General features: G+C 62.0%; 19 protein-coding genes. 9 read left to right on the top strand and 10 right to left on the bottom strand.

The genetic code is table 11. The features are described from left to right. Positions 1–27: 27 nt before the first annotated feature. Complete coding sequence (locus M0D64_RS08280; protein ID WP_154565450.1) at positions 28–1,443, bottom strand: lactate utilization protein B; 1,416 nt, start codon at positions 1,441–1,443, stop codon at positions 28–30. A gap of 157 nt (positions 1,444–1,600) precedes the next feature. Continuing rightward, positions 1,601–2,323 carry a (Fe-S)-binding protein gene (locus M0D64_RS08275; RefSeq protein ID WP_266257295.1) on the bottom strand — a complete coding sequence of 241 codons (723 nt, stop codon included), beginning with the start codon at positions 2,321–2,323 and terminating at the stop codon, positions 1,601–1,603. 180 nt (positions 2,324–2,503) lie between these two features. Here M0D64_RS08275 and M0D64_RS08270 point away from each other — a divergent pair, with 180 nt between their 5' ends. Then, on the top strand, positions 2,504–3,310 hold the full coding sequence (locus tag M0D64_RS08270; protein ID WP_097389715.1) for an IclR family transcriptional regulator: 807 nt from the start codon (positions 2,504–2,506) through the stop codon (positions 3,308–3,310). Positions 3,311–3,412: 102 nt separating this feature from the next. On the opposite strand, the gene pbpG is transcribed toward M0D64_RS08270, so the two are convergent. Together pbpG and M0D64_RS08260 are read right to left on the bottom strand one after the other, a co-directional pair. Continuing rightward, on the bottom strand, positions 3,413–4,597 hold the full coding sequence (gene pbpG, locus M0D64_RS08265) for a D-alanyl-D-alanine endopeptidase (RefSeq protein WP_154566157.1): 1,185 nt from the start codon (positions 4,595–4,597) through the stop codon (positions 3,413–3,415). Between the two features lie 87 nt (positions 4,598–4,684). Beyond that, positions 4,685–4,972, bottom strand: coding sequence for a hypothetical protein (locus tag M0D64_RS08260; protein WP_171925469.1), 288 nt, complete (start codon positions 4,970–4,972; stop codon positions 4,685–4,687). Between the two features lie 404 nt (positions 4,973–5,376). Between M0D64_RS08260 and M0D64_RS08255 the strand changes: the two genes are divergently transcribed. Next, complete coding sequence (locus M0D64_RS08255; RefSeq protein WP_054038013.1) at positions 5,377–5,949, top strand: phasin family protein; 573 nt, start codon at positions 5,377–5,379, stop codon at positions 5,947–5,949. Between the two features lie 335 nt (positions 5,950–6,284). Here the strand turns inward: M0D64_RS08255 and lpdA are convergent, their stop codons facing one another. The 3 genes from lpdA to aceE all read right to left on the bottom strand — a co-directional run bounded on the left by lpdA (position 6,285) and on the right by aceE (position 12,747). Then, positions 6,285–8,048 carry a dihydrolipoyl dehydrogenase gene (gene lpdA, locus M0D64_RS08250; RefSeq protein ID WP_266257294.1) on the bottom strand — a complete coding sequence of 588 codons (1,764 nt, stop codon included), beginning with the start codon at positions 8,046–8,048 and terminating at the stop codon, positions 6,285–6,287. A gap of 269 nt (positions 8,049–8,317) precedes the next feature. Next, positions 8,318–9,964, bottom strand: coding sequence for a dihydrolipoyllysine-residue acetyltransferase (aceF, locus tag M0D64_RS08245; protein WP_266257293.1), 1,647 nt, complete (start codon positions 9,962–9,964; stop codon positions 8,318–8,320). An 86-nt stretch (positions 9,965–10,050) separates the two neighbouring features. After that, entirely contained in the window at positions 10,051–12,747 is a 2,697-nt protein-coding gene (gene aceE, locus M0D64_RS08240; RefSeq protein WP_266257292.1) for a pyruvate dehydrogenase (acetyl-transferring), homodimeric type, read from the bottom strand. 275 nt (positions 12,748–13,022) lie between these two features. On the opposite strand from aceE, the gene fixL reads away from it, so the two are divergent. Beyond that, a complete protein-coding gene (gene fixL, locus M0D64_RS08235; protein ID WP_154566152.1) occupies positions 13,023–15,539 on the top strand; it encodes an oxygen sensor histidine kinase FixL in 2,517 nt (838 codons plus the stop codon). Beyond that, on the top strand, positions 15,536–16,180 hold the full coding sequence (gene fixJ / locus M0D64_RS08230; RefSeq protein ID WP_011488992.1) for an oxygen response regulator transcription factor FixJ: 645 nt from the start codon (positions 15,536–15,538) through the stop codon (positions 16,178–16,180). Before fixL ends, fixJ begins: the two co-directional genes overlap by 4 nt. 249 nt (positions 16,181–16,429) lie before the next feature. Here the strand turns inward: fixJ and M0D64_RS08225 are convergent, their stop codons facing one another. Then, positions 16,430–16,630, bottom strand: a complete 201-nt coding sequence (locus M0D64_RS08225; protein ID WP_266257291.1) for a hypothetical protein — start codon at positions 16,628–16,630, stop codon at positions 16,430–16,432. 49 nt (positions 16,631–16,679) lie between these two features. Here M0D64_RS08225 and M0D64_RS08220 point away from each other — a divergent pair, with 49 nt between their 5' ends. From M0D64_RS08220 to folD, 3 genes are all read left to right on the top strand, one after another. After that, positions 16,680–17,990, top strand: coding sequence for a DUF3300 domain-containing protein (locus M0D64_RS08220; protein ID WP_266257290.1), 1,311 nt, complete (start codon positions 16,680–16,682; stop codon positions 17,988–17,990). A 20-nt stretch (positions 17,991–18,010) separates the two neighbouring features. Further along, positions 18,011–18,952, top strand: a complete 942-nt coding sequence (locus tag M0D64_RS08215) for a DUF2950 domain-containing protein (RefSeq protein ID WP_266257289.1) — start codon at positions 18,011–18,013, stop codon at positions 18,950–18,952. A gap of 243 nt (positions 18,953–19,195) precedes the next feature. Continuing rightward, on the top strand, positions 19,196–20,056 hold the full coding sequence (gene folD / locus M0D64_RS08210) for a bifunctional methylenetetrahydrofolate dehydrogenase/methenyltetrahydrofolate cyclohydrolase FolD (RefSeq protein ID WP_154566149.1): 861 nt from the start codon (positions 19,196–19,198) through the stop codon (positions 20,054–20,056). Between the two features lie 112 nt (positions 20,057–20,168). On the opposite strand, the gene M0D64_RS08205 is transcribed toward folD, so the two are convergent. Further along, the gene (locus M0D64_RS08205; protein ID WP_266257288.1) at positions 20,169–21,269 is read right to left on the bottom strand and encodes an acyltransferase; all 1,101 of its coding nucleotides are present in this window, start codon (positions 21,267–21,269) and stop codon (positions 20,169–20,171) included. A gap of 332 nt (positions 21,270–21,601) precedes the next feature. On the opposite strand from M0D64_RS08205, the gene M0D64_RS08200 reads away from it, so the two are divergent. Continuing rightward, a complete protein-coding gene (locus M0D64_RS08200) occupies positions 21,602–23,710 on the top strand; it encodes a M3 family metallopeptidase (RefSeq protein ID WP_266257287.1) in 2,109 nt (702 codons plus the stop codon). Positions 23,711–23,897: 187 nt separating this feature from the next. Here M0D64_RS08200 and M0D64_RS08195 read toward each other — a convergent pair whose 3' ends face one another. Beyond that, positions 23,898–25,199, bottom strand: coding sequence for an amidohydrolase family protein (locus M0D64_RS08195; protein ID WP_266257285.1), 1,302 nt, complete (start codon positions 25,197–25,199; stop codon positions 23,898–23,900). 214 nt (positions 25,200–25,413) lie between these two features. Between M0D64_RS08195 and M0D64_RS08190 the strand changes: the two genes are divergently transcribed. Beyond that, positions 25,414–26,112, top strand: coding sequence for an aspartate/glutamate racemase family protein (locus M0D64_RS08190; protein ID WP_154566145.1), 699 nt, complete (start codon positions 25,414–25,416; stop codon positions 26,110–26,112). Positions 26,113–26,185 lie beyond the last annotated feature (73 nt).

Raw genomic sequence — 26,185 nt, 5'->3', positions numbered from 1 at the left:
GCAAACCACAACGACTGTGCCGCTCGCTCAACCAATATGGCTGCGTTGCGCGGCGTACAACTCCCTGAACGTGCGGCCGACCGGTGCCGGCATATCGCGCGTATTGGTCCAGCCCGCTCCACCTAGTGGCAACCTGGCAATCGAACGATTTCGCCCGCCCATTCTTTCCAGCACGCGAACCGCCAGCTTGGTGAAGAGCGCATAAGCATCCGGGTGCAACGCGAGGAAACCCCACACTGCGAGCCCTGCCCGCTCGCGCCACGGCCTCAGATGCCGCTCGACCTGCTTCTCGCGGAGCTTGCGCAGCAGATCGGATAACGGAATGCCGACCGGACACACGCTGTTGCACTCGCCGCACAACGTCGCCGCCTGAGGCAGGTCCAGCGCCTTGTCGATCCCGACGTAGCTCGGCGTCAGCACCGATCCCATCGGCCCCGGATAAACCCACCCGTAGGCATGACCGCCCACCTTCTGATACACCGGGCAGTGATTCATGCAAGCGCCGCAACGGATACAGCGCAGCATCTCCTGAAAGTCGCCGCCGATCAGCCCCGTGCGCCCGCCGTCGACCAGCACCACGTACATATGCTCGGGACCGTCCTGATCGCCCGCGCCGCGCGGCCCGGTCAGCACCGAAAAATAGTTGGACGTCGCCTGACCGGTTGCCGAGCGCGGCAGCAGACGCATTGCCGTCGCGAGATCTTCCAGCGTGGGCAACACCTTTTCGATGCCGGTCACCGCCACATGCACGCGTGGCATCACGGTGCACATGCCCTCGTTGCCCTCGTTCGTGACCAGCACGACCGAACCCGTCTCCGCCACCACGAAGTTGCCGCCGGTCACACCCATGTCCGCCGTCATGAAGTGCGGACGCAGCATCTCGCGCGCTTCGCGGGTCATGTCGGTGATCTCGGTCAGACGCGGCCGGCCATGCGTCTTCGCGAACAGGTCGGCAATCTCGTCCTTATCCTTATGGACGACCGGCGCGATGATGTGGCTGGGCGGCTCGTTGTCGTTGATCTGGAGAATGTATTCGCCCAGATCGGTCTCGATCGATTGCACGCCCATCTGCCCCAGCACCTCGTTCAGACGCATTTCCTCGGTGACCATCGACTTGGTCTTGATCACCTTCTTCACCTCGTGCCGGCGCGCAATATCGCCGACGAGGCGCGCGGCCTCCTGGGTCGTCTCGGCGAACAGGACCGTGACGCCGCGCCGGGTCGCCTCACGTTCGAAGGTTTCGAGCCAGACGTCGAGATTTTCCAGCGCGCGATTGCGGCGCTCCTTCAGCGCGGCGCGGGTGGCGGGAAAATCGATCGCGGTCATGGCCGCGGCGCGGGCCGACACGAACTTGGTCGACAGCTTGGTCAGGTTCCGCTGCAGACGCTGGTCAGCGAGTTTCTGGCCCGCGCGGGCCTTGAAATGCATCGATTGGACTTGCATGGCGGCCTTGAGCGTATTCGGATGAAAGCGCGAATGAAAAACGCGAGTGAAATGCGCTGTTGAAGTGCGCGAGCTAAAAGCGAATCAAATGAACGAGTGAAGCGCGCGAAATGGCGGGCACCGAATCCACTGCGCGGTTTGGGCGCTGCGAAAATCGTTACGCGTCGCCGGCCAGCACCTGGGCAATGTGCAGCACGCGCGTGGCGGCATCGCCGGTGCGCCGCAAGCGGCCTTCGATATTGAGCATGCAGCCGAGGTCGCCGAGCACCACCGTGCCGGCGCCGCTCGCGCCGATATTCGCGCATTTCTCGTCGACGATTGCCGTGGAGATGTCGCCGTACTTGATCGCGAAGGTGCCCCCGAAGCCGCAGCAGCGCTCGCAATCCTTCATTTCAGTCACCGCCACGCCCACCTGCGCCAGCAGCGCGCGCGGCTGCGTTTTGACGCCAAGTTCGCGCAGCCCCGAACAGGAATCGTGGTACGTCACCTGGCCCGTGAACTCACCCGGCTGCAATTGCACCTTGGCCACATTGACGAGGAAATCGGTCAACTCGAACACTTTGGCGCGCAACCGGCCAAAGCGGTTCATCAACTCCGGATCGTCGGCAAACAGGTCGCCGTAATGCGCGCGGATCATGCCGCCGCACGAACCGGACGGCACCACGACATAGTCGAACTGCTCGAACTCGCGCAAGGTTTTCTCGGCCAGATCGCGCGCGATGCGCCGCTCGCCCGAGTTGTACGCCGGCTGCCCACAACAGGTTTGCGCGGGCGGCACCACCACCTCGAAACCGGCGCCTTCGATCAGCTTGATGACCGAAAAACCGATCTCCGGGCGCATCAGGTCGATCAGGCAGGTGACGAACAATCCGACTCGCATGAGCCCTCCTTCGGGAAAACGTCCCTGATTATCCGCTGTTTGCCGCACAATACCAACGGCCGGAAGGCATAGGACGAATGCCACGTTAAATTGGAATAGGCGTTCCAACTGCTTTCCTTCTTTTCACAATACGGGATACAATCAATTTCCGCTGTTTGACGCGTCAACCGATTCCTCCCCATGAGCGATACGAACCCGGATCCCAAAACGTCGATCCAGGTGATCGAACGCATGATGCGCTTGCTCGATGCACTCGCTGCGCATAGTGACCCGGTCAGCCTGAAAGAACTCGCCATCCGCACGGAGCTGCACCCGTCCACCGCGCACCGCATCCTGAACGACATGGTGATGTGCCGGCTGGTCGACCGGTCGGACCCCGGCACTTACCGCCTCGGTATGCGCCTGCTCGAACTGGGCAATCTGGTGAAGGCGCGGCTGTCGGTGCGCGACGCGGCGCTCACGCCGATGCGCGAACTGCACCGCCAAACCGGGCAGACAGTGAACCTGTCGGTGCGCCAGGGCGACGAGATCGTCTATATAGAACGCGCCTACTCCGAGCGCTCCGGCATGCAGGTGGTGCGGGCGATTGGCGGGCGGGCGCCGCTGCATCTGACCTCGGTGGGCAAGCTCTTCCTCGCCGCGGACGAATCGACCCGCGTGCGGGCCTATGCCACGCGCACCGGGCTGTCCGGCCACACGCAGAACAGCATCACCGATCTGACCAAGCTCGAACGCGAGTTGTCGCACGTGCGCCAGCAGGCCTGTGCGCGCGATAACGAAGAACTGGAGTTGGGCGTGCGGTGCATCGCAGCGGGGATTTACGACGACACCGGCAAGCTGGTTGCGGGCCTGTCGCTGTCAGCACCGGCGGATCGCTTGCAGGACTCGTGGTTGGGGCAGCTCAGCCAAACGGCGCTGCTGATTTCCGAGTCGCTGGGTTATCGCCCTCAGACGCCGCAGGAGCATACGCATCCCCAGCACGCCTAAGCGGGTGGTCGCGCGTCCCCCGACTCAATAAAAAAGCCTCGCATCTGCGAGGCTTTTTTCTGGCCGGTTCGAAAACCGGCCGGCAGAGTAAGCTAGCGCGCTTCAGGTGCCCGCGCCGCTGGCATCCGCGCTGGTAATCCGCGGTTGATCGCCACCGTTATCGAGCCACGTGCGCAGACGCGTCGCGTCCGCAAAGCGCGAGTACTTACCCGACGAGTCAAGCAGCACGATGATCATCGGGCGACCGTGAATGGTCGCCTGCATCACGAGACACTCGCCCGCTTCGTTGATAAACCCGGTCTTTTGCAGACCGATGTCCCACGTCGGGTTACGCACCAATGCATTCGTGCTGTTGTACGCCAGCGAACGCTTGCCGGTGTACACCTCGTAGCTGTGGTCGGTCGAGAACTTGCGGATCATCGGATACTGATACGCCGCATTGACCATCTTCACGAGGTCGCGTGCGCTCGAGACGTTCTGGCTCGTCAAACCCGTGGGGTTTTCAAAGTGCGTGTCGGTCATGCCGAGTTGCTTGGCCTTCGCGTTCATTGCCGCGAGGAACGCCGGACGGCCGCCCGGGAAATAACGCGACATCGCCGCGGCTGCGCGGTTTTCCGAGGCCATCAGCGCGATATGCAGCATGTCTTCACGCGAGAGCACCGAGCCCACTGACAGACGCGAGCCGGTGTTCTTCTCGTAGTCGCGGTCTTCGTCGGTGACTTCGATCTGGTCGGTCATCGGCTCTTTCGAATCGAGCACGACCATCGCGGTCATCAGCTTGGTGATCGACGCGATCGGCACCACGGCGCGCGAATTCTTGTCGAACAGCGATTCGCCGGTGTTCTGATCGATCACATAGGCAACGCTTGAACGCAGCATCAGCGCGTCCGGCGTGTCATGCAGACCGAAAGCCTGGCCGACGGTAGGCGGACGCGGTTCGTACGCGACGCGGCGCATCACCGAGTGGTGACGGCCGTTCGACGAGTACGTCACGCGCTTGCGCTTGACGCTCGTGCGCGGCGCGTCGTCACCGGCGGCAGCGGCCACGTTCGCAGCAGCGCCGTTGGCGGCCTTCTTGCTCGACACTTTGTCAGCGGGGGCCGCGGCGGGCTTTTTGGCCGCTTTCGCGTGTTTGGAGGTTTTTGCCGTGGTGGCGGGCGTGGCGGCAAAAGTGATGACAGGCGTGGCGAACGCCGCTGCGATGACCATGGAGGCGGCCACCGACAGAGCGGTGCTGCGAGCCGCGCCGTGGATCACTTTTAGCGACGAAAACATGTCGGTTTTCATGGGTGTTCAGTAGGGAGCGGCGAGAGGTTTCCGCAAGTGTAGTAAAACAACGAAAAATTAGCAATTTGAAGCACTTATACGCGCTCCTTAAACCGGCTTGTAAGCTCCGATCGCAAAAACACAAATAAGTGCCGCGTTTCGATCGAAAAAAACGATCGCCAACGCGCTTCGCCTCGCCTTTGCCGCCAAATGCAGGAATCGAACCGATTCTTTCAGCATAACGGCAATTTCGAGACAACCTTGATCAGGGGAAATACGGTCAGAGCGCAGGCATGTAAAGCCTTGCCGGCGCACCGGAACGTCGAGCGGGTACTGCTGCGGGCTGTTAAACACCTGCTGGAGACCGCCAACGCGCATTCGACCGGCATAGAGCATTAACGTTCCGTGACACTTTCTGGTTTACATCGGAATGGGCAATCGACGGGTTTTTTGTCAAATGTCGATTTGCCCTTCCACCCGCGCCGGACCTCATCGCGCGGTCAAAATCTCTCCTGAAATCGGTAACAAATGCGGATTTATCCTGCACCAGTGCGGTGCGACAGACAAATCAACTTGCGTCAAACGAATGTCATGCCCACTGCATAACATATTGTTTTATCAGTAATTTCTTAACATTGTGCGACGCACAAAAAACACTTGACATTCGTTAACACCATCCTAAAATGGGAACCATTGCTGCGATGCACAAAACATCGCGGTCCGGGGAGACGATCTGAGAGCGTCTCGCCACCAACCCAATGCGGTCCGCACAGACAGACCGCGATCCAGGAGCGTAAACCATGACTCTGCTGACCCCTGAGCAATTCGCTGCAGCCCAGAAAGCCAACTTTGAAACGCTGTTCGGCCTGACGACCAAAGCATTTGAAGGCGTCGAAAAGCTGGTTGAACTGAACCTGCAAGTCGTGAAATCGACGCTCGCGGAAAGCCAGGAAAATGCCCAACGCGCACTGTCAGTGAAGGACGCGCAGGAACTGCTGGCACTGCAAGCTAGCCTCGCACAGCCGGTGGCTGAAAAGGCGCTGTCGTACGGCCGTCACGTGTATGAGATCGTTTCGGCAACGCAAGGTGAATTCACCCGCGTCGCAGAAGCCCAATTCGAAGAGCAAAACCGCAAGGTCCAGTCGCTCGTCGAAAACGTTGCGAAGAATGCCCCGGCCGGTTCGGAAACCGCCGTCGCCGTGCTGAAGTCGGCAATCACCGCCGCCAACACCACGTACGAAACGGTCCACAAGGCAACCAAGCAAGCTGTCGAAATCGCCGAAAGCAACTTCAATGCAGCCGCAACGGCCGCATCGAAGGCAGCATCGCAAGCCGCTGCACAAGCATCGCGTTCGGCAAAGAAGGCAGTCTAAGTTTCAAGCCGCACATCACGCCGGGCCCGCCTCACGGCAGGGCCGGCGCGATTGCGGCAACAACATGCAAGCAACAGCGTCGTGCCGTTGCCGCTCACACGGTTTCATCTGGCCGAACGCTCCGATACGTTGAATAGCGTATCGTTTGCCCGGCGAAAGGCCGGGATTTTTTTTCCCGCTGCCTGAGACGCGCGGCGCATGTTGCATGCGTTGCTTCGCGTCAAACGCTCTACGCTGCTTGCTGCATAAGAAAAACGGCGCGCCCTTTGCGGGGCGCGCCGTTTTTTTGCATCCGCTTCCTCGAACCCGCCTGCATGCAGGCGGGTTCAGCAGCATTACTTCTTTTTCTGCGGCGGCAAGTCGGTGCAGACGCCTTCGTACAACTCTGCGGCCATACCGATCGATTCGCCGAGCGTCGGATGCGGGTGAATCGTCTTACCGATATCCGTTGCGTCCGCCCCCATTTCGACTGCGAGGCACACTTCGCTGATCAGGTCGCCGGCGTTCAAACCGACGATCCCGCCGCCGATCACGCGGTGCGTTTCTTCGTCGAACAGCAGCTTGGTGAAGCCTTCGTCGCGGCCGTTGGCGATCGCGCGGCCTGACGCTGCCCACGGGAACACCGCCTTGCCGTACTTGATGCCCTCGGCCTTCAGCTGATCTTCCGTCTTGCCGGCCCACGCCACTTCCGGATCGGTATAGGCCACCGACGGAATCTGCAGCGCGTCGAAGTACGCCTTCTCGCCATGAGCCACTTCAGCGGCGACGTGAGCTTCATGCACGGCTTTGTGCGCGAGCATCGGCTGCCCGACGATATCGCCGATCGCGAAGATATGCGGCACGTTGGTGCGCATCTGCTTGTCGACGTCGATGAAGCCGCGATCCGTTACAGCCACGCCTGCCTTGTCCGCGCCGATCTTCTTGCCATTCGGCGACCGGCCGACGGCGACCAGCACGAGGTCATAGCGTTGCGCTTCGGCCGGGGCCTTTTCGCCTTCGAACGACACGTAGATGCCGTCGTCTTTCGCTTCCGCCGCGGTGGTTTTGGTCTTCAGCATGACGTTGGCAAAACGCTTGCTGTTGTACTTCTCCCAGACCTTGACCAGATCGCGATCCGCGCCGGCCATCAGACCGTCGAGCATTTCGACCACGTCGATCTGTGCGCCGAGCGTGGCGTAGACCGTCGCCATTTCGAGCCCGATGATGCCGCCGCCGACCACCAGCATGCGCTGCGGAATCTGACGCAGTTCGAGCGCGCCGGTCGAATCGACCACACGCGGATCTTCAGGAATGAACGGCAGCTTCACCGCTTCCGAGCCTGCTGCGATGATCGCCTGCTTGAACTTGACGACCTTCTTGCCGCCTTCGGTCTGCACTTCCATGTGATACGGATCGACGAACGAGCCGGTACCCGTCACGACTTCGACCTTGCGCATCTTGGCCATGCCGGCGAGACCGCCGGTGAGCTTCTTGACGACACCCGACTTGAAGTCTCGCAGCTTGTCGAGATCGATTTGCGGCTTGCCGAACGTGATGCCATGCGCGCCGAGCGCTTCCGCTTCGTCGATAACGAGCGCCGTGTGCAGCAGCGCCTTCGAGGGAATACAACCGACATTCAGACAGACGCCGCCGAGCGTGGAATAGCGTTCGACGAGCACCGTCTTCATGCCGAGGTCGGCCGAGCGGAACGCAGCCGAGTAACCGCCGGGACCCGAACCGAGCACGAGCATGTCACACTCGATATCCGCGCTGCCGGAGAAGCTACCGGCTTGCGGCGCGGGCGCTGCCGCTTTGGACGCAGGCGCAGGCGCTGCTGCCGGAGCGGGCGCCTTCTCAGGCGCCTTAGCCGGCGCTGCGTCCGCAGACGTTTCAACTAGCGCGATGAGCGTACCTTGCGAGACTTTGTCGCCGGCTTTGACGCGTACTTCCTTGACGGTGCCGGCGGTATCGCTCGGCACTTCGATGGAGGCCTTATCGGACTCGAGCGTCATCAGCGCCTGCTCCTTCTCGATGACATCGCCCGGTTTGATATTGACTTCGATGACATCGACGTCCTTGAAGTCACCGATATCCGGCACTTTTACTTCGACGAGACTCATAGTGTCCCCTTCTCTTATTGATCGTGATGAGACGAAGAACCAAAAAAAAGCAGCCTAAAAGCCGGCAACGCGGCGAACAGAAACTTCCTTTGCTGTCCGCCCAAGGACGCGCCTTTCTTTTGCCTACTTTTCTTTGGAAGACAAAGAAAAGTAGGTGCCGCCCCGCACAGGGGCAACGCTAATAGACCACTAAGAAAGCAGGTTCTACAGAAGGACGCGGATAACAGACAAAACGAACCAAACCCGCGCCCCGCGCAACCGTCATCCGATCAAAGAATCACACGCCGAAAATCGGCAAGAATCGCACCCAGATACGCATTGAACCGCGCCGCCGCAGCGCCATCAATCACCCGATGGTCATACGACAACGACAGCGGCAGAATCAGACGCGGCACAAACTGCTTGCCATCCCAAACCGGCTTCATCGCGCCACGCGACAAACCGAGAATAGCGACTTCAGGCGCATTGATAATCGGCGTGAAGTTGGTACCGCCAATACCGCCAAGAGAAGAAATCGAGAAGCAACCACCTTGCATCTGATCCGGCTTCAGCTTGCCGTCACGCGCAGCCTTCGACAGCTCGGTCATTTCCTTCGCGATATCGATCAAACCCTTCTTGTCCGCATCGCGAATCACAGGAACGACCAGACCATTCGGCGTATCGGCAGCAAATCCAATATGGAAGTACTGCTTGAACACCAGGTTGTCGCCGTCGAGGCTCGCATTGAACGTCGGGAACTGCTTCAAGGCAGCAACCACCGCCTTGATCACGAACGCCAGCATCGTGAACTTCACGCCGGCCTTTTCGTTTTCCTTGTTCAACTGCACGCGCAGCGCTTCGAGATCCGTGATGTCCGCTTCGTCGTTGTTCGTGACGTGCGGAATCATGACCCAGTTGCGATGCAGGTTCGCGCCCGAGATCTTCTTGATGCGCGACAACGGCTTCGGATCGACCGGGCCGAACTTGGTGAAGTCGACCTTCGGCCACGGCAGCAGATTCAATTCGCCGCCACCCGCAGCAGCCGGCGCAGCAGCACCTGCCGGTGCAACGCGTTGACCCGTCATCACACCCTTGATGAAGCCGGTCACGTCCGCTTGCGTAATACGGCCCTTCGGACCCGTGCCCTGCACCTGCGTCACGTCGACGCCGAGTTCGCGCGCGAACTTGCGCACGGACGGCGAAGCGTGGCTCGCACGGCGAGCGCCACCCTCACCAGCCTGAATCAGCGGCGCTTGTGCAAGCGCTGACGGCGAAGCCGGAGCGGGCGAAGGAGCAGCCGGCGCATCCGACGGCTTCTCGAGCACTTCCTGCTTCGCAGCAGGTGCGGCAGCCGCAGCCGGTGCAGCTGCGCCATCCGCTTCCAGCACGACGATGACCGAGCCTTCCGACACGTTGTCGCCGACCTTGACCTTCACTTCCTTGACGACGCCGGCGGCCGAGCTCGGCACGTCCATAGTCGCCTTGTCGGATTCGAGCGTTACCAGCGACTGCTCTTTCTCGACGCGATCGCCGACCTTCACCGCGACTTCGATCACGGGAATGTCTTTGTAGTCGCCGATATCCGGCACTTTGACTTCTTGCAGACCACCGCTGGCGGCAGCCGGCGCCGAGGCAGCAGCCGGAGCCGCTGCGGGAGCCGGTGCAGCAGCAGGCGCCGGAGCCGGGGCAGCCGCGCCCGCGCCATCCAGCACGACGATCAGCGAGCCTTCCGACACGTTGTCGCCAACCTTGACCTTCACTTCCTTGACGACGCCGGCAGCCGAGCTCGGCACGTCCATGGTCGCCTTGTCGGATTCCAGCGTAACGAGCGACTGCTCTTTCTCGACGGTGTCACCCGCTTTCACCAGCACCTCGATCACAGGAATGTCCTTGTAATCGCCGATGTCCGGCACCTTGACTTCGATCGCTTGACTCATTGTTAGTGTCTCCTGGGCCGCGCACGCCGCCCGCTCCTGTCGATCAGGAGCAGGCGCGCACGCCGTGGCACACGGGGAATGATGCCTTAGACGGTCATCGGGTTGGGTTTGGCGGGATCAAGGTTGTACTTCTTGAGCGCCTCGGCGACGACCTTGCGTTCGATCGTGCCTTCATCTGCCAGTGCATTCAACGCGGCAACCGTGACCCAGTAGCGGTCGACTTCGAAGAAGTGACGCAGCTTTTCGCGCGTGTCCGAACGGCCGTAGCCATCCGTGCCCAGCACGACGAACTTCTGCGGCACGAACGCGCGGATCTGCTCGGTCAGCGCGCGCACGTAGTCGGTCGAAGCGATGACCGGACCTTGTGCGTCCTTCAGCAGCTTCTCGACGTGCGAGACCTTCTTCTCTTCCGTCGGATGCAGCAGGTTCCAGCGCTGCACTTCGTGACCTTCACGAGCGAGTTCGGTGAAGCTCGGCACGCTCCACAGGTCGGCAGCGACGCCCCAGTCGTTCTTCAGCAGATCAGCAGCGGCGATCACTTCGTTGAAGATCGTGCCTGCACCCATCAGCTGAACGCGCGGTGCCTTCTTATCAGCATCGGCCTTCCTGAACGCGTACATACCCTTGATGATGTCGGCCGCTACGGCATCGCCCTGCGGAATCGCCGGGTGCTCGTAGTTTTCGTTCATCACCGTGATGTAGTAGTACACGTCTTCCTGGTCAGCAACCATGCGACGCAGACCGTCCTGCATGATGACCGCGAGTTCGTAACCGAACGTCGGGTCGTAGCTGATGCAGTTCGGCACCGATGCCGCCCACAGGAGCGAGTGGCCGTCTTCGTGTTGCAGACCTTCGCCGTTCAGCGTCGTACGGCCAGCCGTGCCGCCCAGCAGGAAGCCGCGCGAACGCATGTCGCCCGCCGCCCATGCCAGATCGCCGATACGCTGGAAGCCGAACATCGAGTAGAAGATGTAGAACGGGATCATGATCTCGCCGTGCGTCGAGTACGACGTCGCGGCTGCGATCCAGTCACACATACCGCCAGCTTCGTTGATCCCTTCCTGCAGGATCTGGCCGGTTTCCGATTCGCGGTAGAACATCAGTTGATCGGAATCTTCCGGCACGTACTTCTGGCCTTCCTGATTCCAGATACCGATCTGACGGAACAGACCTTCCATACCGAAGGTACGCGACTCGTCCGGCACGATCGGCACGATGCGCTTACCGAGCGCCTTGTCTTTCAGCAGGATGTTCAGGATCCGCACGAACGCCATCGTCGTGGAGATCTCGCGGCCTTCGCCCGTGCCCTTCAGCAGCGGCTCGAACGCGTCGAGCGCCGGCACCGGCAGCGACTCGGCCTTCTGACGACGCGCCGGCAGATAGCCGCCGAGGTCCTGACGGCGAGCGCGCATGTACTCGAGTTCCTTCGAACCTTCTTCGAACTTGAGGTACGGCACGTTGACGAGGTCTTCGTCGGGGATCGGTAGACGGAACTGATCGCGGAATTTCTTCAGCTGATCGACGTGCAGCTTCTTCTGCTGGTGGGTGATGTTCATCGCCTGGCCGGCTTCGCCCATGCCGTAGCCCTTGATCGTCTTCGCAAGGATGACGGTCGGCTGGCCCTGCGAGTTCGAAGCTTCCGAGAACGCTGCGTAGATCTTGTGCGGATCGTGGCCGCCGCGGTTCAGGTTCCAGATGTCTTCATCGGACCACTCGGCAACCAGCGCCTTCAGTTCAGGCGTATTGAAGAAGTGTTCGCGAACATACGCGCCCGACTCCGACTTGTACGTCTGATATTCGCCGTCGACGACTTCCATCATCCGGCGCATCAGTGCGCCCGACTTGTCGCGTTGGAACAGCGCATCCCAGCGGCTGCCCCAGACGACCTTGATGACGTTCCAGCCGGCGCCGCGGAATTCGCTTTCGAGTTCCTGGATGATCTTGCCGTTACCGCGCACCGGACCGTCGAGGCGCTGCAGATTGCAGTTGATCACGAACACGAGGTTGTCGAGGCGTTCGCGACCGGCCATGCCGATTGCGCCGAGCGATTCCGGTTCATCCGTTTCGCCGTCGCCGAGGAAGGCCCAGACCTTGCGGCCTTCGGTCTTCGCAATGCCGCGCGCCTGCAGGTACTTCATGAAGCGCGCCTGATAGATCGCCATGATCGGGCCGAGACCCATCGAGACGGTCGGGAATTGCCAGAAGTCCGGCATCAGCCACGGGTGCGGGTACGACGAGATGCCCTCGCCGCCCACTTCCTGACGGAAGTTGTCGAGCTGGTTCTCGGTCAGACGGCCGAGCAGGAACGCGCGCGAGTACACACCCGGCGACGAGTGGCCCTGCACGAACACGAGGTCACCGCCATGTTCAGCGGACGGTGCGTGCCAGAAGTGGTTGTAGCCGACGTCGTACAGCGTGGCGGCCGACGCGAACGAGGCGATGTGGCCGCCGACGTTCGTGTCCTTGCCCGCGCGCAGCACCATGGCAATGGCGTTCCAGCGCGTGTACGAGCGAATCCGGTGTTCGAGGTCCTGGTCACCGGGAATCGGCGCCTGACGCGAAACAGGAATCGTATTGATGTAGGGGGTGTTTGCAGAGAACGGCAGATGTTCGCCATGTACGCGGGCGAATTCGATCTGTTTCTCGATCAGGTAGTGAGCGCGATCGGGGCCCACAGCAGAAATCACGCCATCCAGCGCTTCCAGCCATTCGCCGGTTTCCTGGGGATCGTCGTCTTTTTCGGCAGCGACATATTTCATGACTTCGTCGGGTACAGCGGACATGCTCGTCTCCTGGATATAGAGGAACGCTCTTTGAACAGACGACGCGGACGAAGCACGACCGCGGCAGCTTCGGCCGATTGTAAAAGGGGTCCCGACGTCCGCGCAACAAAATTTTCGAATTACGAGATCGATTCTCATAATGCGGAAAATTGTTGCGGCGCAACCTGATTTGACTGCCGATCGACGGATACGTCGGCTAGTTTGCGCCGAATAACGGTTCTTTCAGCGCTTTTTTGCGCCATTTGCTAGTGACTCGCTGCGCTACAATGCCACGCATGTTGACCGAACGGCTTTTCGCTCGCTCGGCGCGCACCGCTGGTTCGCCGGCGGATTCGACGCCGTCCTCCCGCTGGCACCACGGACCGTGGTGGTCGAACTCCTATTTGCTCACGCCGCTGCTGTCGATCCTGGTTTTCCTGGTCGTCATGAGCCTGATTCTATGGAGCCTGAACCGGCGCGAACAGCAGCAGCAGGAAGACACGCTCTACCGTAATGTCGCGTGGGCGCAGCAGCAGATCCGCCTGTCCATGACGGGTGCGCAGGAACAGATTCAGGCCCTCGCCCGCGATCTCGTCGCCGGCCACGCCGATCCGCATTCATTCCAGGTGTCCACCACGGACATCATGCAGGGGCATCCCGAGATCCTCTACATGAACTGGTACACGAGCCTGCAGCAGCCGCGCTGGCCCAATACCGCACTCCCCGTGTTCGGCCAGCGTCTCGCCAAGCCGAACGACGCGCAGATGGACGAGGCCGTCAAAGCCGCCTTCAACGAGGCGCGCAATACGCGCCGCCAGGTGTACTCGCCGCTGATCTACGACGACCTCGGCAACGGCTACATCACGCTGCAGACGCCGGTCTACCGCGACCGCGACTTCCTCGGCACGATTGCCGCCGTGTTCTCCGTGGAAGGCATCCTGAAGCACGACATTCCGCCCGAGTTGTCGGCGAAATACAAAATCTCGATCATCGACGTGAACAACCGCGAGTTGACCACCACGTCGACCCGCCCGCGCCTGCCGCGCGACATGTTCTACGATCTGCCGCTCGACCCGCCGGGCCAGGGCGTCTCGGTACGCGTCTACGCGTTCCCGCAGATGACCAACTTCACCAACAACACGCTGGTCTGGCTGGTGGCCGGCCTGTCGTGCTTCGTGTTGTGGAGTCTGTGGAGTTTGTGGAAGCACACGCGGCAACGTTTCGAGGCGCAGCAGGCGCTCTACGCCGAAGCCTTCTTCCGGCGCGCGATGGAAAACTCGGTGCTGATCGGTATGCGCGTGCTCGACATGCACGGCCGCATCACTCACGTCAATCCGGCCTTTTGCCGCATGACCGGTTGGGACGAAAGCGATCTGGTCGGCAAGAACGCGCCGTTCGCTTACTGGCCGCGCGACGCCTACCCTGAGATGCAACGCCAGCTCGACATGACGCTGCGCGGCAAAGCCCCCTCTTCGGGCTTCGAATTGCGGGTGCGCCGCAAGGACGGTTCGCTCTTCCATGCGCGCCTCTATGTGTCGCCGCTGATCGACAGCTCGGGCCGCCAGACCGGCTGGATGTCGTCGATGACCGACATCACCGAGCCGAAGCGCGCGCGCGAAGAGCTCGCCGCCGCACACGAACGCTTCACGACCGTCCTCGAAAGCCTCGACGCCGCCGTCTCCGTGCTGGCCGCCGACGAAGCCGAATTGCTGTTCGCCAACCGCTACTACCGCCACCTGTTCGGCATTCGTCCGGACGGCCATCTGGAATTGGCGGGCGGCGGGTTCGATAGCGCACAGGCGTCGTCCGATTCGATCGATATGGTGGATGCCTATGCGGGTCTGCCGGCTGCCGCGTTGACCGAAAGCACCGCCGACGCGCAGGAAGTCTACGTGCAAAGCATTCAGAAATGGTTCGAAGTGCGCCGCCAGTACATCCAGTGGGTGGACGGCCACCTCGCGCAAATGCAGATCGCGACCGACATCACCACCCGCAAGCAGGCGCAGGAACTCTCGCGTCAGCAGGACGAGAAGCTGCAGTTCACCAGCCGCCTGATGACGATGGGCGAAATGGCCTCGTCGCTCGCGCACGAACTGAATCAGCCGCTCGCCGCGATCAATAACTATTGCTCTGGAACCGTGGCACTGGTTAAATCCGGTCGGACGACGCCTGACAATCTCCTGCCCGTGCTCGAGAAAACCGCCCAACAGGCGGTGCGGGCTGGCATGATCATCAAGCGCATTCGCGAGTTCGTGAAACGCAGCGAGCCGAAACGGCAGGCTACGCGCGTGGCCGATATCGTCGCCGATGCCGTGGGTCTCGCCGAACTCGAAGCGCGCAAGCGCAAGATTCGCATCGTGACCGATCTGCGCTCGCGCCTGCCGGTGATTTACGTCGACCCGGTGCTGATCGAGCAGGTGTTGGTCAACCTGCTGAAGAACGGCGTCGAGGCCATGCACGATGCACGTCCGAATGCCGTCGACCCAGTGATTCGCGTCGTCGTGCGACTGGAGAGCGGGTTTGTCTGCATCAGTGTCGTCGATCAAGGGCCGGGCGTCGACGAAGCGACAGCCGAGCGTTTGTTTGAACCGTTTTACAGCACCAAGTCCGATGGTATGGGCATGGGGCTGAATATTTGCCGTTCGATTATCGAATCGCACCGCGGCCGTCTGTGGGTGGTCAACAACGTCGAATCTGACGGCCACATCACAGGCGCCACGTTCCATTGCAGTCTGCCTATTGGAGAGCCTGACGGCCCGAGCAACGGCGGGTCAGAGGCGCCGACACCACAAACCGTTACGGGAGAGCTATGAACAGCCCAGTCACCACACAGGAAACTGTCTTTGTCGTCGACGACGACGAGGCCGTGCGAGATTCGCTGCGCTGGCTGCTGGAGGCGAACGGCTACCGCGTGCAATGCTTCTCCAGCGCCGAGCAGTTTATCGACGCATGGCAGCCGCATACGCATCCGGGCCAGATCGCTTGTCTGATTCTCGATGTGCGGATGTCCGGCATGAGCGGGCTCGAGTTGCAGGAACGCCTGATCGCCGACAACGCGTCGCTGCCGATCATCTTCGTGACGGGCCACGGCGATGTGCCGATGGCTGTGTCGACGATGAAAAAAGGCGCCATGGACTTCATCGAAAAACCGTTCGACGAAGCCGAACTGCGCAAGCTTGTCGAGCGCATGCTCGACAAGGCGCGCAGCGAAAGCACCAGCGTGCAGCAGCAACGCGCTGCGGCAGAACGTCTCGGCAAGCTGACCGCGCGTGAGCATCAGGTGCTCGAACGCATCATCGCCGGCCGCCTGAACAAGCAGATCGCCGACGACCTCGGCATCAGCATCAAGACGGTTGAAGCGCACCGCGCGAACATTATGGAAAAACTCAACGTCAACACGGTCGCCGACCTGCTGCGACTGGCGCTGTCGAACAAGCCGCAACCGGCGCAATAAACTTAACGACCGCGGCACAGCCCGCGGCTCGCTATTGCGTTTCAACGGCCGGACTGTCGACTAGTCCGGTTCTGTTCCATTCCCCTCTCCTCCCTTCTCCCGCTTCGCGACAGCGACGCGCGGCATGGCTCGGCACATCCGCTAATCATTACGCATTACTCAGCAAACGCTTACGCTGCGCAGCAATAACTTCTTTCCTCTGACAAGATTGACAAGCTTCGCTGCGCCCCTTAATTTACAAAGAACTCCTCAACAGGAATCTTTGATGCCCGATGAACGCAGAACAAGTGTGCTGTCGTTGTCGTATGCGGCGTCGCCGTGCGGCGCAAATCGGTTAAAGCGGTTCGGCCGCATTGCTGAGGCATCTGTCATATCGAACGGTTCAAGCGAAGCTGAGCCGACCTTTATTCGCTTCCTTCTCCATTCCATCGCGCCGAAGCAACGCAGCATGCGCTGCTCATCGACTTCGCGCGTCTAACGCAGCCGGGAGGATTTCATCGTGAAACGATCCGGAACACACCGTTCGCGTGTGTTGCTTGTTTGCGCCGCACTTGTGGGCGCGCCACTCTTCGCCGGTCTGGCCATGCCGAGCGCGGTCTATGCGCAAAGCGCCGCGAAGATGTCGAACCAGCAACTCGATTCGCTGACCGCGCCCATCGCGCTCTATCCCGACGCACTGCTTGCGCAGGTGCTGATGGCCGCCACCTTCCCACAAGACGTGCAGGCCGCGGCCGCATGGTCGAAAGCAAACTCGAAATTGCAAGGCGACGACGCCGTCAAAGCGGTCGCGTCGGAGCCTTGGGACCCGAGCGTGCAGTCACTCGTCGCCTTCCCTCAGGTTCTCGCGACGATGGCGTCGAAACCCGATTGGGTCTCGCAACTCGGCACGGCCTTTCTGGGTCAGTCGAATGACGTGATGGACTCCGTGCAACGCCTGCGCAAACAGGCGCAGGCCGCGGGCAATCTGAAGACGAGCTCGCAGCAGAAGGTCGTGGTCGAGCAAAGCACGATTCAGATCGTGCCGGCCAATCCGCAAGTGGTGTACGTGCCGACCTATAACCCGACTGTCGTCTATGGGACATGGCCCTATCCGGCCTACCCGCCCGTGTATGTGCCGCCGCCGCCCGGTTATGCAATCGCTACCGGTTTCGCTACCGGCCTTGCGTTCGGCGCCGGTGTCGCGGTTGCCAATTCGCTGTGGGGTGGCTTCAACTGGAACACGCACGACGTCAACATCAACGTGAACCATTACAACAACATCAATGTGAACAACCAGATCAACGTGAATAGCAGCACGACGAACTGGAACCGCAACACCAACGTCAACCGCAACGTCAACAACACGAACGTCAACCGCAATGTCAACAACAACCTCGGCAGTGCGCAGCACGATGCCTATCGCGGCCGTGACGACGCCGCCCGCGCCCAGGCGCAGCAGACCTTGCAGAACCGCACCGGCCAGAACCTGAGCGGCAGCGCGAGCCAGCGCGTGCAAGGGATCCATCAGGGCGGCACGCAGAGCGCCGATCTGCAAAACCGCGCGCAGAACGCCAACCGCGATAACGCGTTACGCGGGGCCGGTGACGGGAACACCGCGCGGCAGGACACGCAGCGCGGCGAGGCGAGCCGCAACGCGGCCGCGAACCGTTCCAGCAACGGCGGCCTCGGCGCCAACGGCGGCGGTCAGCAACGCACGGGCGCCAGTCTCAGTGCAAACGGCGGCGGAGTCCAGCGCGGCGGCGGTGGCGGCGGTGGTGGCGGCAGACTGGGCGGTGGCGGCGGTGAGCGCCCCCTCGGCCGCAACCGTTGAACGATCAAGAGGAGTCCCTGATGATTCGCTTATTCCCACGCGGCGCCTTGCGCGCCCACGTTCTGACACTCGCCGTCGCCCTCGGCACGACCGGCACCCTGCTGGTGGCGCCGGTATTGCTGCTCGGCACGACCGCCGCCCACGCGCAGGCGATCTATCCCACTGCCGACGACGCTGCCAGTGCGTTCGTCGACGCCTTGGCCCGCAACGACGAAGGTGCGCTCAAACACGTGCTCGGCAACGATTTTCATCGCTACATTCCTTCCGAAGGAATCGGCGAGGACGACATCTACCAGTTCCTCGGCGCATGGTCGAAGGGGCATCAGATCGTCGAGGACCCAGCGAAGAGCAAGGGTCGCGCAACCGCGCATCTGGCGGTCGGCGACAGTGGCTGGACCTTGCCGATTCCGCTCGTGCAAGCTGGCAAGGGTTGGCGTTTCGATCCGCCCGCCGCACAGGACGAGATGCTGACACGCCGCATCGGCCGCAACGAACACGCGGCGATCCTCACCTCGCTCGCCTACCTCGACGCACAAAACGATTACCACAACCTGACCCAGCACTACGCACAGCGCTTCGTCAGTACGCAGGGCCAGCATGACGGCCTGTATTGGGCGACGGCGCCCGGCGAAACGGAAAGCCCGCTCGGACCGCTCGCCGCCACCATGCCCAACGGCACCCTGCCGAAAGAGGCCTACCACGGCTATCACTACCGGATCCTGACGGCGCAAGGTGCGCACGCGAAGGGGGGCGCGCAGAACTACGTCGAAAACGGCGTGCTGACCAAAGGGTTTGGTCTGATCGCCTCGCCGGCCGAGTACGGCAAGACCGGCGTGATGAGCTTTATCGTCAATCAGGACGGTCAGGTCTATCAGAAGAACCTCGGGTCGCAAACCGCGCGTGCCGCGGCCGCCATTAAATCGTTCGACCCGGACGATAGCTGGCAGCCGGTGCAGGAGTAGCGGGAGAAGTCGCTCGACGGTTGGAGGCATCGCGGATTCCGGCGCGCCCGCTCACCCGGAATCCGTACATGGCACGCCATGCCGGGCCGGTATAATGTCGGACTTTGCAGCGCCGCTTATCTCTGATTCGCGCCGCACGCTTTTCACGTGCCGACCCGTTTCCGGTGAAAAGCGCCATCGCACGTGCCGCGCACGCGCGCCTGCGCCCTGCTCCGCTTTCCAAACCGCCCATCTCGACCGACCATGACTGCCAAACTGATCGACGGCCTAGCCCTTTCCAAGTCCCTGCGCGCCGAAGTCGCCACGCGCGCCGCAGCCCTCACCGCCCGCGGGCATCAGCCGGGCCTCGCCGTGGTACTGGTCGGCGACAATCCGGCCAGCGAAGTCTATGTGCGCAACAAGGTCAAGGCGTGCAATGACAACGGGCTCGGTTCGTCGTTCGACCGCTATCCGGCCGATCTGCCGGAAGCCGAGCTGCTGGCGCGCATCGACGAACTGAACCACGATCCGCGGATTCACGGCATTCTCGTGCAACTGCCGTTGCCGCCGCATATCGACAGCCACAAGGTGATCGAGGCGATCGCCCCGGAAAAAGATGTCGACGGTTTTCACGTTGCCAACGCCGGCGCGCTGATGACCGGCCGCCCGCTGTTCCGCCCGTGCACGCCATACGGCGTGATGAAAATGTTGGCGGCCTACGAGATTCCGCTGCAGGGCGCGAATGCGGTGGTGATCGGCCGCTCGAACATCGTCGGCAAGCCGATGGCGCTGCTGCTGCTCGAAGCGGGCGCGACCGTCACGATCTGCCATAGCAAGACGCGCGATCTGGCTGCCCATACCCGCAACGCCGACGTGGTGGTCGCCGCCACGGGCCTGCGCAACATTCTCACGGCAGACATGGTGAAACCGGGTGCGGCCGTGATCGACGTCGGCATGAATCGCGACGAAGCCGGCAAGCTGTGCGGCGACGTCGATTTCGCAGGCGTCAAGGAAGTGGCCGGCTACATCACGCCGGTGCCGGGCGGCGTCGGTCCGATGACCATCACGATGCTGCTGGTCAACACGATCGAAGCCGCCGAGCGCGAAGCGGCGGCAAAGGCGTAAAGCTGAGGGCTCATGCCGGTGAGGTGATTTCGCCGGCATGCAAACCGTCAAACTCCGGCGTCAAACCAGGGCAGCAAGTGCCGGTTGCAGACATCGGCGCCAAACAGGACACTCACCGCGCCGCGATCCCCGCGCCAAGCGTCGTTGACCGGCGCGCAAGACGCCCGCGGCACCACCTCAGCACCGGCCGCTCCACGAAGTGCCACGACAGCGCCGCGCACAGCAGGATGAACGGCGCGGCGATCAGCACCGCCGTCACATGGCTCAACTGCGGCGCGATATTCGCGACGCATTGCTGCACCATGAAGCCGTACAGATAAATCCCATACGAGTAGTCGTGACGCGGCACGAAGCGCCGCAGGAGCGGCGTCGCGCCCACCCACAGCACGCCGTATGCGAAAGCCAGATAGAACAGCGGTTGAGCGCCCGCTGTGTCGCGGAATACCAGAAACACCATCGCCAGCGCGAGCGCCGTCAGGCCGTTGATATCAATCCGTTCGCGCCAGCCGTACAGCAGCATCCCCAGCATGAAAAACGGTTCCGGCCAGAACGAATAGCCGCCGGGCGTTTCGCTGAAGTCGCGCAGGCCGATCTGCAGATGCGGCAGATGCACGCGCAGAACGAACGCAGCGCACCCGAGCGCCACCGCCAGCGCCACGCCGCGCGTGCTGGACAGCAACCCCAGCATGCCGGCCACCATCACGATCAGATAGCAGCGCACTTCGAGCGGCAACGTCCACAGCGGCGCGCAGACGTCGACGGGAAAGCGGTTGTGTTCGAACACGCCAGGCAGCGCCCAGCCGGTTTTCAGCACGATGGTGGAAAAGTTGTCGAGGTTGGCCCACGTCATGCCGGAGGCGAAATAGTCGCGCAGCGGCAGCGTCGTCAACAGCGGCCCGAGGATGAACACCGTCGCCAGCGAGCCGCCCGCCACCGCCGGCCACAGGCGCGCGATGCGCAACGCGGCGAAACGAGGCACCGAACGTTGCCGGTCGAAACTGGCGGTCACCAGCATGCCGCTCAGCAGAAAAAACGCATAGACGCCGAGTGCGCCGAAACCATCGAAGCCGAGCGCATTCTGGACCCAATCCGTGGTGCCGTCGGGTGCCTGCAGCAGATACGAATGGCCATACACCACGGCGATGGCGGCAAGGAGCCGCACGAGATCGAAGTTGTTGCCGTTGCGCGATAGAGCGTGCGAAAGCGGGTTCATCGATACCTCTTACAGAAAGCGTCACTAACGGGTGCAGACACGCCAGAATGCGGCATGGCAGCAATTTGCACCGTTCGCTTTCCCACAGAGCGTCGCGGCACAGCGGGAGCGGTTCAAGCAGCGGCAACCAGCTAGCGCATTGCCACCGTCTGAACCGCATTCCGGATTCGCTCCTCCGGGCACAGTCACGCGACATCTGATAATTTGTCTACCGACGGATTGGAATCGGCGCGCCCTGCCCCAATAATGTCCCTATGGAGTGTCATTGGGGCGCCATCGCGCGCCCGTCGATGCACCGATTACCCGTTCACCCGCGTCAGACAGGAAGCCTTATGTCCACTACCCCCTCGAAGCACGACAATCCGCTCCTCGATTTCTCCGACCTGCCGCGCTTTGGCGAAATCCGCCCCGAACACGTCACGCCCGCCCTCGATATCCTGCTCGCCGATGCGGCCGCTGCCGTCGAGCGCGCCGCCCAGCCCATTACGCCCGCTTCGTGGGCCGATGTGGTCGAGCCGGTCGAACGCGCAACCGAACCGCTGTCGCGCGCCTGGGGCGTGGTCGGCCATCTGAACGCCGTGGCGGATACGCCGGAACTGCGTGCGGTGTACGGCGAGAATCTGCCGCGCGTCACCGAATTCTGGTCGAGCGTCGGCCAGAATCTCGCGCTTTACGAGAAGTACAAGGCGCTTCACGCCAGCAGCGATTTTTCGTCGCTGACCGGCGAGCGCAAGAAGATCCTCGGCAATGCGCTGCGCGATTTCCGCCTCTCGGGCGCGGAATTGCCGGAAGACCAGAAGCCGCATTTCGCCGAATTGCAGGAAAAGCAGGCGGGGTTGTCGAAAGCGTTTTCGGATCACGTGCTCGACGCAACGAACGCTTACGCCTATCTCGTCGAAGCCGGCGATGAAGCGCAACTGGCCGGCCTGCCCGAAGACGTGATCGAAGCCGCGAAGGAAGCAGCCGAACGCGAGGGCAAAACCGGTTACAAATTCACGCTGCACTTCCCGTCGTATTTCCCGATCATGCAGTACTCGGAAAATCGCGCGATGCGCGAAACGATATACCGCGCGTATGTGACGCGCGCGTCGGAACTCGGTCCGGAATACGGCAACGGCAAGCCGGAATGGGACAACACGGCCGTGCTCGCCGATCAGTTGAAGCTGCGCGCCGAAGAAGCGCACGTGCTCGGCTACAACAACTTCGCCGAAGTCTCGCTCGCGCCGAAGATGGCCGAGTCGCCGGCGCAAGTCATGGCCTTCCTCGAAGACCTCGCCACGCGCGCGCGCCCGCACGCTGAACAGGACTGGAAGGAACTGCGCGAATTTGCAGCGAACGAACTCGGCATGGCCGACCTGCAACCGTGGGACATGACGTTCGCCGCTGAACGTCTGCGTCAGAAGCGCTATTCGTTCTCCGAGAACGAAGTCAAAAAGTACTTCCCGGAAGACGCCGTCTTCAAGGGCCTCTTCAAGGTCACCGAAACGCTGTTCGGCGTGCGCATCCGCCGCGACGAAGCAGCCGTGTGGCACCCGGACGTGCGCTTTTTCCGCGTCGAGAATCAGGACGGCGGCCTCGTCGCGCAGTTCTATCTCGATCTGTATGCACGCGAAGGCAAACGCGGCGGCGCATGGATGGACGATGCGCGTGGCCGTCACAAACACACGCACGGCAGCGTGCAAACGCCGGTGGCGTATCTGACCTGCAACTTCTCGGCGCCGGTCGGCGGCAAGCCCGCCTGCTTCACGCATGATGAAGTGATCACGCTGTTCCACGAGTTCGGCCACGGTCTGCACCACATGCTCACGCGCGTGGATGAACTGGGCGTGTCGGGTATCAACGGAGTCGAGTGGGACGCGGTTGAATTGCCGTCGCAATTCATGGAAAACTTCTGCTGGGAGTGGGACGTATTGAGCGACATGACCTCGCACGTCGACACCGCCAAGCCGCTGCCGCGTGATCTCTTCGACAAGATGCTCGCAGCGAAGAATTTCCAGAGCGGTCTCGGCACGCTGCGCCAGATCGTGTTCTCGATGTTCGACATGCAACTGCACACCGGTTTCGATGCGTCCGGCACGAAGAACGCCACCGAACTCGCGAGCGAGATCAACGAGCGTTTCCACGTCGTGCCGCAAGCTTCGTTCTCGCGTTGGCCGAATACGTTTAGCCATATTTTCGCGGGCGGTTATGCAGCGGGCTACTACAGCTACAAGTGGGCTGAAGTGCTGTCCGCCGATGCGTATGCCGCGTTCGAAGAAGCCGCACAAGCCGCGAGCGGCAGCGTGCTCGATCAGGCAACCGGCATGCGTTATCGCAAGGAGATTCTGGAAGTGGGCGGTAGCCGTCCCGCGATGGAATCGTTCAAGGCGTTCCGCGGCCGCGAGCCGAGTATCGATGCGCTGCTACGCCACAATGGCATGACGCCTGCTGCGACGCATTGAGCCTGGCATTGAGTCTTGCGTTGAAGCATTCGCCGGCGTTGTAGGTAAGCGCCGACATCGGCTAAAAATCCGGTGATTGAACTGCACCCCGCATCGTTGGATACCCGTCCAACGATGCGGGGTGTTTTTTCATGAGCAGGCACCGGCACTTTCCATTCGCGTGTGTGCCGCGAACGGTGCGCGGCGGCTAACCGCGATGCAGTTTGAAATCCACCTCTGCAGGACGCCCTTCCAGCGACAACGCCGCGCGCGCAGCAGGCGCGCGGCTAACCACCTTGCCGCGACTCACCACCGCAAGCCGCGCGGCGCGCAAGCGGATCGCTTCGACCGGATCGCGCGCATCGAGCAGCACGAGATTGGCGGCGCTTCCCGGCGCGACGCCGTAGCCTTCCAGTCCGAGAATACGCGCGGCATTCACCGTGACCGCGTCGAAACACGCATGCATACCGTCGACGCCCGTCATCTGTGCAACATGCAAACCCATGTGCGCGACTTCGAGCATGTCGCCCGAACCAAGGCTGTACCACGGGTCCATCACGCAGTCGTGGCCGAACGCGACGTTGATGCCCGCCGCCATCATCTCCGGCACGCGTGTCATGCCACGCCGTTTCGGATACGTGTCGCTGCGGCCCTGCAGCGTGATGTTGATCAACGGATTGGCGATCGCCGCGACGCCCGACTCGCGCATCAGCGGCAAGAGTTTGCTGACGTAGTAGTTGTCCATTGAATGCATCGAGGTCAGGTGCGAACCGGTGACGCGCCCCTGCAAGCCGAGCCGGTGCGTTTCGGCTGCGAGCGTTTCGATATGGCGCGACATCGGATCGTCCGATTCGTCGCAGTGCATATCGACGCGCAAGCCCTGCTCCGCCGCGAACTCGCACAACATGCGCACGGACTGCGCGCCGTCGGCCATCGTGCGTTCGAAATGCGGAATCCCGCCGACCACGTCGACGCCCATCGCAATCGCACGCTTGAGATTCTCGAATGCGCCGGCGCTGCGCAAGACGCCGTCCTGCGGAAACGCGACCAGTTGCAGGTCGAGATAAGGCGCGACGCGACGCTTCACTTCGAGCAGCGCCTCGACCGCGAGCAAGCGTGGATCGCACACATCAACGTGGCTGCGAATCGCCAGCAGACCGCGCGCGACAGCCCAATCGCAGTACTGTAGCGCGCGCTCGATCAGCGCCTCCTGCGTGAGGTCCGGCTTCAGTTCGCCCCACAGCGCGATGCCTTCCAGCAAGGTGCCCGACGCGTTCACGCGCGGCAGACCGTACGACAGCGTCGCGTCCATGTGGAAATGCGGATCGACGAATGGCGGCGTGACGAGCGAACCGGTGGCGTCGATTTCTTCGTGCGCGCTCGCGGCCAGATTCGGTTCGACGGCGACGATGCGGCCCGCTTCGATGCCGATGTCGACCGGCTGTTTGTGCTGCTTGTGCTGTGATGTGGCGCCCGGCGGCAGCATCGCTCGGCGGATGATCAGATCCATGATTCGCTCCCTGTTGACCGCTCTTTGACTGATTGCGATTCTATCGGCGTCAGAAATTGCGTGCCGGCGTTTTAGCAAGACGCCGTACCGGCGGGCGGAAAGCAATCCGTACCGGCTACGAATGACAACGCCCGCCTATACTCGACTTTCCACACGTTCGATGCCCGGCATTCGACACGCAACCGCCTGCATCATCCACCAACGGAGCAAGACCATGAAAACCATCGGCGTGATCGGCGGAATGAGTTGGGAGTCGTCCACCGAGTACTACAGGCTCCTGAACCGCCACGCCAAGGCGCGCCTCGGCGGCCACCACAACGCCCGCAGCCTGATGCTGACGGTCGATTTCGCGCCGATCGAGGCCAACCAGCGCGCCGGCAACTGGACCGCGCTCGGCGATCAGCTGGCCGACGCCGCACGCCAACTCGAACGCGGCGGCGCCGACCTGGTGATACTGGCGACCAACACCATGCATCGCGTGTATGAATCGATCGAACAGGCGATCGGCGTGCCCTTCCTGCACATCGCCGATCCGACCGGCAACGCGCTGCGCGCCGCAGGAATCACGCGGGTGGGCTTACTGGGTACGCGCTATACGATGGAGCAGACGTTTTACACAGGGCGCTTACGCGAACGCTACGACCTCGAGACGCTGATTCCCGATGAAGCCGAACGCGCGGATGTGCACCGCATCATCTACGACGAACTGTGCCACGGCAAAGTGAATGACGCCTCGCGTGCGGTATATCAACGTGTGATCGAAGCACTTGCCGCGCGGGGTGCGCAGGCGGTGATTCTCGGCTGTACGGAAATCACCTTGCTGATCAAGCCGGAAGATTCGGCGCTACCCGTGTTCGACACGACCGCATTGCATGCGCAAGCGGCGGTGGACTGGGCGATCGAGTCGGAGTGAATGCAAGCGCGCGTGGCGCATGCACGCATGAGAGCAGACGGCAGAAGTTAAAAAGCCCGCGTAGCTTGCGCTA

It is taken from the genome of Paraburkholderia sp. WS6, from assembly GCF_030464835.1.
GTDB classification, from domain to species: Bacteria; Pseudomonadota; Gammaproteobacteria; order Burkholderiales; family Burkholderiaceae; genus Paraburkholderia; species Paraburkholderia madseniana.
This window is presented reverse-complemented; position numbering and strand designations above follow the sequence as displayed.

Coding starts and splice junctions, on each gene's coding strand:
- aceE (WP_266257292.1), bottom strand. CDS start 12,747: ATGTCCGCTGTACCCGACGAAGTCATGAAATATGTCGCTGCCGAAAAA.
- M0D64_RS08225 (WP_266257291.1), bottom strand. CDS start 16,630: ATGCTGCGTTGCTTCGGCGCGATGGAATGGAGAAGGAAGCGAATAAAG.
- M0D64_RS08270 (WP_097389715.1), top strand. CDS start 2,504: ATGAGCGATACGAACCCGGATCCCAAAACGTCGATCCAGGTGATCGAA.
- M0D64_RS08205 (WP_266257288.1), bottom strand. CDS start 21,269: ATGAACCCGCTTTCGCACGCTCTATCGCGCAACGGCAACAACTTCGAT.
- M0D64_RS08195 (WP_266257285.1), bottom strand. CDS start 25,199: ATGGATCTGATCATCCGCCGAGCGATGCTGCCGCCGGGCGCCACATCA.
- M0D64_RS08275 (WP_266257295.1), bottom strand. CDS start 2,323: ATGCGAGTCGGATTGTTCGTCACCTGCCTGATCGACCTGATGCGCCCG.
- fixJ (WP_011488992.1), top strand. CDS start 15,536: ATGAACAGCCCAGTCACCACACAGGAAACTGTCTTTGTCGTCGACGAC.
- M0D64_RS08280 (WP_154565450.1), bottom strand. CDS start 1,443: ATGCAAGTCCAATCGATGCATTTCAAGGCCCGCGCGGGCCAGAAACTC.
- M0D64_RS08260 (WP_171925469.1), bottom strand. CDS start 4,972: ATGCTCTATGCCGGTCGAATGCGCGTTGGCGGTCTCCAGCAGGTGTTT.
- aceF (WP_266257293.1), bottom strand. CDS start 9,964: ATGAGTCAAGCGATCGAAGTCAAGGTGCCGGACATCGGCGATTACAAG.
- pbpG (WP_154566157.1), bottom strand. CDS start 4,597: ATGAAAACCGACATGTTTTCGTCGCTAAAAGTGATCCACGGCGCGGCT.
- M0D64_RS08200 (WP_266257287.1), top strand. CDS start 21,602: ATGTCCACTACCCCCTCGAAGCACGACAATCCGCTCCTCGATTTCTCC.
- fixL (WP_154566152.1), top strand. CDS start 13,023: ATGTTGACCGAACGGCTTTTCGCTCGCTCGGCGCGCACCGCTGGTTCG.
- folD (WP_154566149.1), top strand. CDS start 19,196: ATGACTGCCAAACTGATCGACGGCCTAGCCCTTTCCAAGTCCCTGCGC.
- M0D64_RS08255 (WP_054038013.1), top strand. CDS start 5,377: ATGACTCTGCTGACCCCTGAGCAATTCGCTGCAGCCCAGAAAGCCAAC.
- M0D64_RS08215 (WP_266257289.1), top strand. CDS start 18,011: ATGATTCGCTTATTCCCACGCGGCGCCTTGCGCGCCCACGTTCTGACA.
- lpdA (WP_266257294.1), bottom strand. CDS start 8,048: ATGAGTCTCGTCGAAGTAAAAGTGCCGGATATCGGTGACTTCAAGGAC.
- M0D64_RS08190 (WP_154566145.1), top strand. CDS start 25,414: ATGAAAACCATCGGCGTGATCGGCGGAATGAGTTGGGAGTCGTCCACC.